This is a genomic window from Bradyrhizobium sp. WYCCWR 13022 (assembly GCF_030435535.1).
GTDB lineage: Bacteria > Pseudomonadota > Alphaproteobacteria > Rhizobiales > Xanthobacteraceae > Bradyrhizobium.
This window is the reverse complement of record NZ_JAUIZJ010000039.1, coordinates 1-13426: the sequence shown is the minus strand read 5'-3', so window position 1 is coordinate 13426 and position 13426 is coordinate 1. Positions and strand designations below refer to the sequence as shown.

8 protein-coding genes and 6 pseudogenes are annotated in these 13426 nt (G+C 58.9%); 3 read left to right on the top strand and 11 right to left on the bottom strand.

What is annotated here, in order from left to right:
* Positions 1 to 294, bottom strand: a pseudogene (locus QY049_RS35310) (ISNCY family transposase); the annotation flags it as partial.
* Positions 295 to 881: 587 nt separating this feature from the next.
* On the opposite strand from QY049_RS35310, the gene QY049_RS35305 reads away from it, so the two are divergent.
* The gene (locus tag QY049_RS35305) at positions 882 to 1382 is read left to right on the top strand and encodes a group II intron maturase-specific domain-containing protein (protein WP_206733229.1); all 501 of its coding nucleotides are present in this window, start codon (positions 882 to 884) and stop codon (positions 1380 to 1382) included.
* 288 nt (positions 1383 to 1670) lie between these two features.
* Here QY049_RS35305 and QY049_RS35300 read toward each other — a convergent pair.
* The 3 genes and pseudogenes from QY049_RS35300 to QY049_RS35290 all read right to left on the bottom strand — a co-directional run.
* Positions 1671 to 1848 (bottom strand): annotated as a pseudogene (locus QY049_RS35300) (IS66 family transposase zinc-finger binding domain-containing protein); the annotation flags it as partial.
* A 504-nt stretch (positions 1849 to 2352) separates the two neighbouring features.
* Positions 2353 to 3753 (bottom strand): aminotransferase, encoded by a 1401-nt coding sequence (locus QY049_RS35295; protein WP_128929856.1) that lies wholly within the window; start codon positions 3751 to 3753, stop codon positions 2353 to 2355.
* A gap of 9 nt (positions 3754 to 3762) precedes the next feature.
* Positions 3763 to 5277 (bottom strand): NAD-dependent succinate-semialdehyde dehydrogenase, encoded by a 1515-nt coding sequence (locus tag QY049_RS35290; protein WP_128929855.1) that lies wholly within the window; start codon positions 5275 to 5277, stop codon positions 3763 to 3765.
* Positions 5278 to 5435: 158 nt separating this feature from the next.
* Between QY049_RS35290 and QY049_RS35285 the strand changes: the two genes are divergently transcribed.
* The gene (locus tag QY049_RS35285; protein ID WP_128929854.1) at positions 5436 to 5912 is read left to right on the top strand and encodes an Lrp/AsnC family transcriptional regulator; all 477 of its coding nucleotides are present in this window, start codon (positions 5436 to 5438) and stop codon (positions 5910 to 5912) included.
* Positions 5913 to 6166: 254 nt separating this feature from the next.
* On the opposite strand, the gene ald is transcribed toward QY049_RS35285, so the two are convergent.
* The 7 genes and pseudogenes from ald to QY049_RS35255 form a co-directional block, all read right to left on the bottom strand.
* On the bottom strand, positions 6167 to 7279 hold the full coding sequence (gene ald / locus QY049_RS35280) for an alanine dehydrogenase (RefSeq protein WP_128929853.1): 1113 nt from the start codon (positions 7277 to 7279) through the stop codon (positions 6167 to 6169).
* An 869-nt stretch (positions 7280 to 8148) separates the two neighbouring features.
* Positions 8149 to 8889 carry a M24 family metallopeptidase gene (locus QY049_RS35275; protein ID WP_245502108.1) on the bottom strand — a complete coding sequence of 247 codons (741 nt, stop codon included), beginning with the start codon at positions 8887 to 8889 and terminating at the stop codon, positions 8149 to 8151.
* 349 nt (positions 8890 to 9238) lie between these two features.
* On the bottom strand, positions 9239 to 10441 hold the full coding sequence (locus tag QY049_RS35270) for a M20 family metallopeptidase (protein ID WP_128929852.1): 1203 nt from the start codon (positions 10439 to 10441) through the stop codon (positions 9239 to 9241).
* Between the two features lie 875 nt (positions 10442 to 11316).
* A pseudogene (locus QY049_RS35265) lies at positions 11317 to 12001 on the bottom strand (IS21 family transposase); the annotation flags it as partial.
* 71 nt (positions 12002 to 12072) lie between these two features.
* Positions 12073 to 12374: pseudogene (locus QY049_RS35260) on the bottom strand (transposase); the annotation flags it as partial.
* Positions 12375 to 12628: 254 nt separating this feature from the next.
* Positions 12629 to 13123 carry a transposase gene (locus tag QY049_RS39170; protein WP_206733559.1) on the bottom strand — a complete coding sequence of 165 codons (495 nt, stop codon included), beginning with the start codon at positions 13121 to 13123 and terminating at the stop codon, positions 12629 to 12631.
* Positions 13053 to 13229: pseudogene (locus QY049_RS35255) on the bottom strand (ISNCY family transposase); the annotation flags it as partial. The gene QY049_RS39170 and the pseudogene QY049_RS35255, both read right to left, overlap by 71 nt.
* Before the next feature lie 2 nt (positions 13230 to 13231).
* On the opposite strand from QY049_RS35255, the pseudogene QY049_RS35250 reads away from it, so the two are divergent.
* Positions 13232 to 13426 (top strand): annotated as a pseudogene (locus tag QY049_RS35250) (ISNCY family transposase); the annotation flags it as partial.

Sequence of the window (13426 nt, the reverse complement as noted above, 5' to 3'; positions counted from 1 at the left end):
AATCAGCGCAGGCATTAACGCCTTCAGCCGCTTCCCGCAGATCCGGTCTGACGCCTCCCAAAGCAGCAAGAGCGCGTTGTGTTCCGCCTCATTATAGATCCGACGTCGCGCCCGTCGGCCTGCGCTTACGTCTTCCTGGCCTCGAAGTAGACGCATCGCATGTTTGCGATGGAATCCGGTGATGTCGACGAACTCGTCTAATATCCGCGCCTTCTTCGCACGATCCGAACGCCGATAGCGCGCGCCCGCCGCCGCCGTCAGTTCCTTCCGCGTTGCCATGCTCAGCCACCCCATCTGCGCCCCCGCTTGTTCCCGATCCAGGGGAGCAATTTACGTGAGGCAACGGCTCAGCATCCGGTAACAATTAAGGCGAGGCAATGCGCGCTCTCATCCTGATTGTCGCGCTATAACGGGGTGACGTTCGAAGCCATCGAAGCGCGAGGCGTGGAGTCTCTGCTCGAGCAATTACGAGACGAACTGATCGAGCGCACTTATAAGCCACTTCCATCAAGGAAGCGGGAAATACCGAAGGACGGGGGCTCCAAGGTCCGCGTTCTGTCGATTCCGGCTATCCGCGACAGAGAGGTACAGGGGCGCTCAAGCTCATACTCGAACCTGTATTCGAGGCGGATTTCCAACCGGGATCGTTCCCAAGCGGACAACACATGAAGCGATCAAGCGAGTTGCTAAAGCAATAGCTGAGCGGAAGACGCGGGTTCTCGATCTTGATTTGCGGGCCTACTTCGACAACGTCCGGCATGATCGGATTCTGGAGAAGGTAGCCCTGCGGGTTGATGATGGGGACGTCATGCATCTTCTGCGGCTTGTGCTGAAAGCTTCTGGCAAGAAAGGCGTTCCGCAAGGCGGCGTAATTTTCACCCTTGCTCAGTAACCTCTACCTCAATGAGGTGGACAAGATGCTGGAGCGAGCACGTGAAGTTACACGTCGCGGCAAGTACACCAATATCGAATATGCACGTTTTGCTGACGATATGGTTGTCTTGATCTATGCCCACCAGCGACATGACTGGCTGCTCGGCGCTATAAACAAGCGCTTGCGGGAGGAGTTCGCCAAGTTACAGGTTGAGGTGAATGATGAGAAGAGTCGCATAGTTGACCTGGCCCGAGGCGAGAGCTTCGGCTTCCTGGGAATCGACTTCCGCTATCTCCGCAGTCTGCGCGGAGTGATGCGGCCGTATTACACGCCCAAGCTCAAAAAGCGGACGGCGCTTCTGCGGGGGCTCAAGGAAGTGTTTGGCAGCTATCGGTCGCAACCGATTAGTCGGGTGATAAGCCTGATCAATCCAAAGCTCCGAGGATGGGTAAACTACTTCCGGATAGGCGATTCCAGTAAATGCTTCCCTACATCAGAGACTGGGTAGAGAGGAAGGTCAGACGCCATCTGGCGAAGGCACGGAAACAAAAGGGCTTCGGCTGGAAGCAGTGGAGTAACTCGTGGCTGTACGACACCTTGAAGCTGTTCAACGGCTACCGGGCGAGTGCCGCCGAAGTAAAAGCTGCTCCAACATGATAGGTCCATAAGCCTTGTCATGAAGCAAATGGGAGCGCGTAGTGCGGGAAATCTGCATGCTGCGTGCGATGTGGCGGGGGCTGGAAACGTGCATGACCGGGAAAACTGGTTAAGCGGCGCGCCAGTCCTCGACCCCACTGTCGAACAGGATCGTCGCCAGCAATTGCGGACCGATGAAGCCGCGCGGCGTGGCATGGAACGGTGCCGGCGGCTGGCTGATCTTCTCGCAATCGCGGCAAGTGAACTTCTCTCGCACGGTCTCGATGACCTTGAACCGGCGCGGGATCTCCCAACGTCTCGGTCACATCCTCGCCCAGTGCTGCAACAAGCCGTTCCTTCTCATCCTGCGACCACCGGCGCCGCCGCTCGGCCGATGTGATCACCTCCGCCCCTCGAAATCGGCATAGTGCTTCTCCCAGGATTACCCGTAGGACCTGCAGCGTTCGCGTCCGTCAAACAAGACGGCCCGCAACGGAGGAATACCACAGAGTCACCTGCTCTCCTTCTTCAGATGAACTGAAGGGCCACCGCCGCCAGAGGTGCGATAAATGGCTTGCGCCCAGTCGAAGGGCGAGAAGATCTCTCCGCTCGCGTTTGCCAGCACCTTCCGCACCACCATTGGGTCGTTAGGGCGCGCGACCTGCCCCATTCGGACGTAGTTCCTAGGATTGACAAAGTCCGTGTAACTGGGCATTTGCCGCGGCGGCCCGGTGCTACTTGAGTTAGCTCAGAACGGATCGGGTCGCCTCACGGTGAGGATGACCTTCACTCATGAAGCGCGCCCGATGTGCGACACGTGCCGGGCGTGGAATGCGGAGTTTCTAAACGCTTGCGGGCTCCCTGGCGAGTTCGTCAATGACTTGCCTGGTTGCCTGATAGGCAAGCTCGACAATCTCATCAATCTCGCCTTCCGAGACGACAAGAGGCGGAGCAAAACCCAGAATATCGCCATGCGGCATTGCCCGAGCAATAAGTCCCCGCTCGCGAGCAGCCTTCGAGATGCGGGCGCCGACTTTGAGCTGGGCGTCGAACCGTCGCTTCGTGTGACGGTCCGCGACAAACTCGATAGCGCCGAGCAAGCCGACGCCGCGAACTTCGCCAGCGATCTCCAATTGAGCGAACCTTTCCTTAAGCCGCTTTTGAAAGTGCGCGCCGACCACCCTGGCGCGATTGCTGAGCTGCTCCTTTTCAACGATATCGAGCACTGCGTTGGCGGCGGCGGCAGCGATCGGATGACCCGAGTAGGTGTAACCGTGTGAGAATGCGCCAACGCGATCGGCGGCCCCCTCCATAACAGAGTAAACCTTCTCCCCCACGATGGCTGCCGAGAGCGGCATGTAGCCCGAGGTGAGCCCCTTGGCGACCGTTACGAGATCCGGCTCCATCCCGTATAGAGTACTGCCAAAGTCGGCCCCGGTTCGCCCGAATCCACAGATCACCTCATCGGCGATGAGAAGAACGTCATACCGCCTGAGTACGGCCTGAATCTCCCGCCAATACCCGCTGGGCGGCGGTGTGATGCCTCCGGTACCAAGGACAGGCTCGGCAATAAACGCGCCGACCGTTTCCGCGCCCTCCCGCACAATTAGCTCTTCGAGTTCGGCCGCACGCCGACGAGAAAAGGCCTCCTCCGATTCCCCGTGCTCAGCGCCCCAATAATGGTGGGGAGTGCCTGTGTGCAGAATACCCGGAAACGGAAGGTCCATTTGATCGTGATAGAACGACATTCCCGTCATTGATCCAGAAATGACCGAGCACCCGTGATAACCGCGCTCGCGAGAGATGATCTTCTTCTTCTTCGGCTGACCACGCAGATTGTTGTAATACCAGACGAGCTTGGCCTGAGTTTCGTTGGCATCCGATCCGGAAAGTCCGTAGAAGACTTTGCTGGCGTTTCCCGGTGCCATTTGCACGAGGCGATGCGAAAGCTTTGCGAGCTCTTCGGTCGTGTGAGCAGCGTACGTGTGGTAATATGCGAGCTGATAGGCCTGCCTTGCGATGGCCTCGGCAACTTCGGTACGCCCATAGCCGATATTGACACAGTAGAGACCGGCAAAGCCATCGATGTATGTTCGGCCCTCCGCATCCCGAATGGATATCCCTTTACCACCTGTGACGATTGTGGGATCGCCAAGCTTGCCGCTCGCGAAATCCTTCAGCTGCGTGAAGGGATGCAGAACACTGGAACGATCTCGCTCAGCGATGGTCTTGATATCAATCATATAGTTCTCCTATGCCGCCAAATCGCCGAAACAGACGTATTTGTGTTCCATGTACTCTGCTAAACCGTGCTTCGACCCTTCTCGTCCGAGTCCGGACTGCTTCCAGCCTCCGAACGGAATGGGCGGTCCAGTAAAGGAAGCTGTATTGATTCCGAGCATGCCGCACTCGATCTGCTCAGAAAGGCGGAGCGCCCGGCGAAGGTTGTTTGTGTAGATGTATCCAGCCAGCCCCATTTCGCTGGCGTTCGCCCTGGATACAACCTCCGCCTCAGAATCGAACGGGAGCACGGCAGCAACCGGCCCGAAGGTTTCTTCATGCGTGATCAGCATGTGGTCGGTGACATCGCTGAGCAACGTCGGAGGAACGAAGTTTGCACCCAAACTTGCGCCCTTGTCGGCGCAAAACACCCGCGCCCCCTTTTTTGCGGCGTCGTCGATGTGGGCCCTGCATTTGTTGGCAACCGACAGCTTTGTCATCGGCCCTATATCAGTTGTCGTTTCCAGGCCGTGCCCGACTCTGAGCTGAGAAATAGGGGTGGCAAACGCCTCGACGAAGGCGCGGTAGATCTTTCTATGCACGTAGATGCGATTGGCGGCGAGACAGTCCTGGCCCGAAGTGGTGAACTTTGCGTCCATCGCTCCCTTAACCGCCTTGTCGACATCGACGTCGTCAAAGATGATGCACGGAGCGTGGCCCCCCAGCTCAAGCGACACTTTCTTCACGGTTTGTGCCGCCTCTGCCAGAAGCAGGCGCCCAACTTCGGTAGAACCAGTAAACGAAAGAGCTCGCACCCTCGTATCGCGCAACAGTGGTTTCGAAAGCTCGATTGAATCACCGACAAGCACCTGAAATACGCCACGCGGAATACCAGCTTCTTCGGCCAACCTAGCCAGGGCAAGGGCCGACAATGGCGTCTCGGGAGCCGGCTTCACGACGATCGGGCAGCCCGCGGCAAGAGCAGCTCCCGCCTTTCTCGTGATCATCGCGATTGGAAAATTCCATGGCGTGATCGCCGCCGCAACACCGATTGGCTGCATTCGCACATGAAGCAGGCTTCCCGCTTTGTGACTCGGAATGGTCTCGCCATAGGTGCGCTCGCCTTCAGCGGCAAACCATTCCAGAAAGCCCGCGCCATATGTGATCTCGTAGCGTGCCTCCGCCAGAGGCTTTCCTTGCTCGCTGGTCATAAGAACGGCGAGATCCTCTGAATGGCCGCGGATCAGGGACGCCCAAGATTTGAGGATCACTCCTCGCTCGGTGGGCAGCAGACGCCTCCATGCAACAAACGACTTCTCTGCTGCTCCGATTGCCAGCTCCATGTCGGCCGCCGAGCAACGGGCAGCTTCCGCGATTTCCTCCCCCGTCGCGGGGTCGACAACCGCGTCCTTCTGCCCGCCGTCCGTCCACTTGCCGTCGATGAACGCTGCCCCCGCTAAAAAGTCTCGTCGTCTGAGAGTTCGAAGGTGCCGCATAGCGAGGCCACCCCACTCCGGGCGTCTGTGCCGAAAGCCTTGAACACCCATTTTGAAACTCCCGCGCCGTCACTTATTGAAATTGCTGGAGTAATCAGGATACTAGTGACGCAAACAGATTTGCGTCGCATTTTCGGTGCGCGGGATGAATTCCTGCAAAGCATTGATGCCTTGCGACGAAACGCAGCTTAGGGCTGGAGACAACCGCTATGCGTTACGATCGGATAGATGCACGCATCCTGGAGATCGTGCAAAAAAACAATCGCCTCACGTCCGAGGTCATTGGCGAAATGGCGGGGCTTTCCCCCACGGCGTGTCAGAGAAGGTTGAAGAGGCTCCGTTCGGAAGGAATCATTGAGTCGGATGTGTCCATCGTCTCGGCAAGAGCAGTGGGAAGGCCGATTCAGATGCTTGTCCTCGTGAATCTCGAGCGGGAGCGCTCCGATATCATCGACAAATTCAAGAAGGCCATCAAAACGTCGAGTGAAGTCGTAAATGGCTTCTATGTCACGGGCGATGCAGACTTCGTTCTGTACATAACGGCTCGCACGATGGAGGACTACGAGCTTTTCACCAGACGCTTCTTTTACGAGAACCCCGATATTAAGGGGTTCAAAACCATGGTCATCATGGACCGCGTAAAATCGGGGTTTGCAGTTCCAATCGAAATGCCACCGGACAGATAAGCGATCTTTGATCGCGACGTCCCGACGGTCCAGCTGTTTTGAGCACTCGTGAAAGAATGAGAACCATACCGAAAGCTCTGACAATTCTGACTTCTCACAATCCTCTTCAACCCAAAACAGGCCTAACGAACTCGCCCCAGTGGGCTTGGTCGAATTACGTGCCAGAATGGTGCTTGAAAGCAAAAAAAGGAGGGGCCACTCCAAGGGTGGCCCCTTCAAGTTAGGGAGGAAACGCCCCTAGGGGGCCTGGGAGATCAGGCCGCAGCCTGTTCGATCGGTGAAAATGGTAGGCCGAGACTCTCTGCCACTGCCTTGTAGGTCAACCGGCCCCGATAGACGTTCAGGCCAGCGCGCAAGTGCGGATTTTCAAGCACGGCCGCAAAGCCCTTGTTTGCCAAAGCCAAGCCAAAAGGCAAAGTTGCGTTGTTGAGGGCCTGACTTGAGGTAAGCGGGACTGCACCGGGCATGTTGGCAACGCAATAGTGGATCACGCCGTCGACTTCGTAGGTTGGATCAGCATGGGTGGTGGCACGCGACGTCTCAAAGCAACCGCCTTGATCGATCGCGACGTCAACGACCACAGAGCCTTGCTTCATCGAGCTCAGCATCTTGCGCGACACCAGCTTCGGTGCACTGGCTCCTGGGACGAGCACGGCGCCAATAACGACGTCTGCGGCAGAGACTTCCTCTTCAACGCTGTCGATGGTCGAGTACCTGGTGCGGACGCGGCCCTCGAATAGCTCGTCCAGTTCGCGAAGGCGGTTGATCGAACGGTCGATGACGGTGACTTCCGCACCCAAACCGGCTGCCATTCGGGCGGCATGCGTACCGACGACACCGCCACCGATGACAACGATACGAGCGGGCTGAACGCCAGGCACGCCGCCGATCAATAACCCCCGCCCGCCGCTGTACCGTTTTAGGGCCGCGCCGGCAGCCTCGATCGTGAGCCGGCCCGCGACTTCGCTCATTGGCGCAAGCAACGGCAAGCCCCCGTTCGAGTCGGTGACGGTTTCATAGGCGATCGCTGTGCAACCCGATTTCAGCAGTCCTTTTGCCTGCTCCGGATCGGGCGCCAGATGCAGATAGGTGAAGAGGATCTGATTCTCTCGGAGCTGGACCCATTCGGACGGCTGCGGCTCCTTGACCTTGACTACCATCTCGCTCGATGCAAACACCTCCCGAGCAGCCGCGGCGATTGTTGCACCGGCCTTCCGGTATTCCTCGTCGCTTGCCCCGATGCCAGCGCCGGCATTGGCCTCCACCAATACTTGGTGGCCGGCAGCCACATATTCCCGGACAGCTCCAGGGGTCAGGCCCACGCGATATTCGTGTGTTTTGATTTCCTTGGGAACACCGACTTGCATCTTGCAATCTCCGCTTTTGCTGAACCACTTCTAATCGGAACCACGCGGTGAAATTGAGAAGGGACCGGCGAACGACGCAGAAATTCAGCAACCTCGGCGTTCTTGCGCACAATTCCAGCAGAGTGCGCGAGATGGTGATGGTTTGCTATTCCTGGCGCCGCAATCGGCACAGTGGCAGCCGACACATCGATCCAAAGGAAGTTTCGCACAGCGATTTTCACGTATTTAACGGCCTTCGGTTCCTCCACGGGGCTCTGGGCGAAACATCCCCTCTGTCCCGCTCCACGCAAAAGCTGCATGAATCCCGGCGGATATTTATGGCGGAACAGTTGCCCAGCAACGCGCGCATGCCGCCAGGGCTCGCCGATCGAATGGCAACGATACGCTCAGAGATTGTGAGCATCATGGAGCGGCTGTCAATGATCGCTCGAAAGCGGCCTTTCCGATTGTGACGATCGCGTCCACCTTCGGTCTTGGTGATGACGAGCGCAGGCGCGAGCCCGGGATATTGCGATGGACTACGGCTCGGCGCAATCAGCACCGCGACCGGGCCACCTATCTGCGGACGCCTAGTGTTGAAAACCGGTGTCCTCGTGCAAGAAGGCGAGTGCTGCGAGCGAGAGTGGCCCATTGTTCTCCTTTGAGAGACCTTAACGCACTAGCGGCAGGCCTGGAATCGCTGAGGCCGCAGCGGATTGCGCGTCAGAGTTCGAATAGCTCGCGCGGCAACTTCGTGAATGGTTCACCTGCAACGTCGGTATGCGGAAGGTTTCGCTGATCACATAACCACGTCTTCATCGATCCAGTTTTCAAGCATGAGGTGAAATGTCGTATTCGGCTTGAGGACCGTGTTATCGCCGTCCTTCAAGCTAGCTGTAGGTTCCGTCCAATCTATCGCGACGGCGTAGCCGCACCGAGACTCCTTCACCAAGCCATCGCGTTTTCAAGTTGGAGTTGAAAGCTATGGCGACGTCGCTGCAGGTCCTGCCGGGTTTGGCGGCGGCAAGTGCAGCTTCCAACCTGGCAACGTTCCCTTCATGCAACCGGCGTATGTGATCCGACGGCTTACCGATCGCGACATCGTGCGCATCAGCGGAGAGGTCTAGCCATGACGCCCGCCGCTGAACTCGAAATTGCTCTGCGAGCCCGTCTGGAAGACGTCTTCGGTCCAGCGAATGTGACACGTGGAGATGCGTGCGCAGCGCAAAGAAGAGGCCCGCAAAATCCGTGCTGGGCTTGCCGTTAGCGCTGCGCACCAATGTTGCAATGACCTCGGCGGATTCATTGGCCTCGCGCGCGCCTGAGCGGATAACGTCTCTCGCTTTGAGCATGCCGGCGTCGGAAATAGCGGTAGCTTCCCGCATCATCGCGAATTCCGAGTCCGATTTCACGCCGCGGATCCGGGTCACGGCGTTAGTGCAGTAGACGATGTTCGCGCCTGTCGAGCGAGATTTGAACTTCTTAACTGTCAGCGGGCAAGAGCCGTTCTTCCAGACCGGTCCATTTGCGGCCGACGCCATCGTCCAAGATGAAGTCGATGGTCTCCTCCCGTTCGGGGTAGCGATGAGCGCCTCCGAATAACCAGTGACACGACTGCGATCGACAAACATCTGATGGATCGCCGCCGGCCAGACCATTCTGCGCGTCAGGAAGGTCGGCTACTCATCCGTTAAAGTCACGACCAGCCCCCGCGGAACATAGCCCGACCTCGAAGTGTATCCGGAGAGATATATGATGTTAGCCGGAGCCGTGACCACCGCTTCGACCTTCGCCGCTCTATCTCCGACTTGACGGCGGATAATCTCCGCAGATACCCGCCGCGGGCGAATGCTTGCGAAGCCTTAGGCATTGCCATGTGCAAACTCCTTCTGGAAAGAGTGGGTCGTTCTCTCGCGTGGATCGAGGGCGGGCCGGCGGATCTTTTCGTGTCATTTGTGGCGGGATCGTACATCGGCGCCGCTACGAATTCAGCATCTCCAAGCAGTACCTGATCGCGAGCTCAGCTGTCGGAACGAGCAGATCGTCCGAGGCTCCGAAAGTTGGCGTGTGCACGCCGGACTCGTTGCCTTGCTCCTTGCTGCCAAACCAGAAGTAGATCGAGGGCACGCACGCGGAGTAGAATCCGAAATCGTCGCTGCCGCCGCCTGCGCTCGACGACTTCAGGTCGGAAAACTTGTCTTTGCCCACGGTCTCGACCACCAGCCGCCGAAACCTGTCAACCATCACGTCGTTGTTAATGACCGGCGGTTCACCGAATTTGTGGGAGAACTCCGCTTTCCCGCGGTGCATCGTCGCGACCCCTTCAGCTATTTCTCGCACGCGCTGAACCAGGAGCTCTCTCCGCTCACAACGGCTTGTTCTGATAGTTCCGGTCATCGTAACTGACGGGCAAATGATATTTGTGGCTTCGCCACCTGCAATCGTCCCGATTGTGACGATCGCCCCGTCATCGAAGGGCATTTCCCGCGACACGACCTTTTGGACCTCATTGATGAATGCCCCGGCCATCGCAATTGCATCCACGCCCGCATGCGGCCTCGCGCCGTGGGCCATGGTCCCGATAAGTGTGATCGCGAACTGATCGGCGGATTGTGTCACAGCGCCTGGGCGTGCGCCGAACATCCCCGCGGGCAAATCAGTTTTGACGTGGAACCCAACAGCAGCGTGGAAGCCGCTAAGCAGGCCCTGCTCAGCCACTGATCGTCCGCCGAGTGGCTCCGCCTCCTCGGCGGGCTGGAAAAACACGCGAAGCTTGCCAGAAAAGCTCTCTCGCATCCGATGAAACGCAAGTGCGGTACCCATAGCGATCGACGCATGCAGGTCATGACCGCACGCATGCATATGACCTGGGACCCGGGACTGATAGGACAAGTCGTCCCGGGTTTCCTGGATCGGCAAGGCATCGATGTCGCCCCGTATGGCGACGGAGCGCTGCGGCCCGGAGGCTAAACCGTGGATGTCGACGTAAAGGCCGGTTTTGTGAAAGGTCTTCGCATCGAACAGCCCAAACCGTTCAAGCGTTTCGCGGATCCGCTGTTGAGTTTTCCACTCGTTGTTGGAAAGCTCCGGCTCGCGATGCATAGCATGCCGCATTTCGATCACCACGTCCTTTTCGGAACTGGAAAGCAGATTGTTTGCGCTTGTGTTTGTAGTCCTCTTCATCTTCGCGGCCTTCCAGTTGACGCTTGAGTCAATGTAGCAGGTCGGGTAGGCGGGGAGCAGCGACTAGCGTGGCTATCGCGCAGCAATGCTGCAAGGTTGTCGTCCGATGCGCACAATCTGAGAGCATCTGATCCTGGCGGGCGCCGGATCGCAGGGCCTCGGAAGAGGCCCTGCACAACCAAAACAAGCTAACGGCGCGCCTGTCGATCGGGACTACCATCACGGCCCCGGAGCCGTCAGCTTCTCAGCTCTTTGGTCATCCTCTATCCGAGGCCTGCGCCCTGCTCCCTGAATGCTCTCCAGTCGATCGGCCGCTCCAGCGCTGCTCGTTCGCGCCTCTGCCGAAGGAAATGGTGGGTCTTTGGGCAAATATGGCGCCGGCCTTCAAAATAATTGCGGCTGCAAATGACAATATCATTGCGACACGTCGCAGCTCCGTACCCCAGCTCCAGGCTTTCACGCAAGGCGAGGCATCGGCCGGTATTGTGGACAGCCGAGCACATGAGGCGCGGAAATCCGGGACGCCATTGGAACGGTCGTCGCGTGCGAGGGCATCTACGCGGTGACCTCGTTTACCCTCATCGTGCGGGATGTCGCAATAGGAGGTGCGCTAGCCTACATCGATCCGCTGCTTTCCGCTCAGGGTATGCTGGCTGTACCAAAAGCGCTCCGCTACGGCCCACGACTGACGTGGCGCTCGGCGAGCTGGCTGCGGAGATTCTCATGAATTCGTAGCGAGCAGAACGAGTCAGCCAGTATAACTGTTGGCGGGCATGGTTAAGATCTTTCGCTTCAGGTCCTCGATGATCCGGTCGACTAGCGCAGTATCGGGCCGGACCGGCCTCCCTCCCTGCAGATCTTTGCCGGCGTCCACTCGCATAGCGCCGGTGGCTGGAGGGCATGTGGCGCTGATCGTCGTGTGCCGCCCGTTGCCACTGCCACGCATATGCACGCTCGCCTCCAAGGAGGGTTCAATCGTTCGTGCGCTGATCCGCGCTTCTAGTCTAACTCAGCGGCGGGCGAAGCGATAGGGCACCGAATATGGTGTTGTTCGATCTCGACGTGATAGTCGAGCCCGACCCGCCATTCGGCATGGACCCACGGCTGGCCCGGAAGCGGTTTGAGAATTGGCGCATCAATTTCCTCGAAAGCTGGCGCCGTATGCGGCCATACTGACGCAGTACCCGTTCGTCATTGAGCTTGGCCAGCCACTAGGCGATCGCGCGGTTGAGTTCGGCCAGGCTGTAAAAAGTTCGGTTGCGCAACCGCCGCAGCAGCCAACGCTCGATGATTCCCACCGCAGGCCTCGACCTTTGCCTTATCTCTCGGGCGAGGCGGCCGTGCCGGAATGCTGCGCCATATCGCTGTAGCTGCGGTCGACTATGGGGTCACAGAGGCAGGCCTCGATCACCGCGATCTTGGCGTTGTGGGCACCAGCAGTTGCGTCGCGTCACCAAAAAAGCTGTAGGCCGCGTCGTTTCCCGCGATCCAGTCGCCGAGCTGCTCGGTCCACGTCGCTAGCGGGAATGACAAGCTGGATGCGCCCATGACCGCAACGAAGCGCGCGATCATTTCGGAACTCCGCGCGCCATCAAATCGGTACGGTGCGCGCGATGACCTCGGAATCGACAGACCACGGCGGTGAGCGCCTTCTCGGCCATCCGGCGCGGCTCCAGGAAACCCGGGAAGTAGGAGCCCTTGCGCAGCTTGGGATGCGAAGCTCGACCGTGCCGGCCAGGTCTCCCAGGTCCGGTCGAAGCTCACCGTTGCGCTGGGCCAGACGCTCGGGGTTCTTCTCGCCGTAGGCTGCACCGACCTGGCCTTCGACTTCCAGCTCCATCAGCCGCTGGGCAGCAAAGCCGATCATCTCGCGCAAGAGATGGCCGGAGTTCGAGACCCTGACGGCTCGCTTCCGTCTTTCCGTTCCACGCATCACTCGAGGGCGCAGGCGCGCATATGACGCGGGTTACGCTCGGGAAGAGCCGGGTGCGGGAAGTCTGCCCGCCCGGATCTGTGAGGGCGAAGCCGAATGGCTGAGTTACTCGACCACGACCCCGGTACAGGACCACGATGTCAAAAACCGGAAGTTTGCTCATTCGGCGGATTGCGGGTGCGACAATGGAAATTTAGCCCACTCGAGTAGGATCACAGCGATTTCTCGCACGCCGAGCGCAGGCGCTCAAGCACTTAGCGACGTCTGCATCGATGCTCGCAACGGCTGCGCCAGCTCCCCCGTCTGCAAAGGTGGCGGTGCTGACTTATGAGTCGACGCATTGCAGTGAGGATTTGCTCGGCATCGACGACGTCGCGCAGCGCGCACGAATTGGGATTGGCGGCAAGGGTGCTCATAGTGGAGACCATTCGGACGACATAAGAGGACCATTGTCGCCGCGTATCGAAGTGTATGCTGGCGGAGGCTCCGCAGCCGCCGGTGGCGACGATTCCGACACCAAAGGCACGAACGATATTGCATCTGCCGAAGCCGGCAGCACCAGTTGTTGAACGCGCCCGGCGTCGCCAGTCATGTACCTGCTGTGTCCGGCAGCCATGGCGGCGGGCGATATCGATTGCAATCGCACCCGGCTCAAGGCTTTCCGCGGCGATCTGACCCTTCAGGCGTGCGGACGTCCGCTGCCAGGCGCTGGTGAGGCGTTGCCGGCGCGCTGTATGTCTTGCGTACACGAGCACTGTCGCGCTGCTTGGCTAACAGTTTGAACGAGGGTTGGAAGAAGTTTACGAACAGCCGCGCTGATCGACAGAGTGCGGCCAGCAGCTCGGCCGCTTCCAGGCGAGTTCGTCGACATCACCGGATTCCATCGCAAACATGCGATGCGTCTACTTCGAGGCCAGGAAGACGTAAGCGCAGGCCGACGGGCGCGACGTCGGATCTATAATGAGGCGGAACACAACGCGCTCGTGCTGCTTTGGGAGGCGTCAGACCGGATCTGCGGGAAGCGGCTGAAGGCGTTAATGCCTGCGCTGATT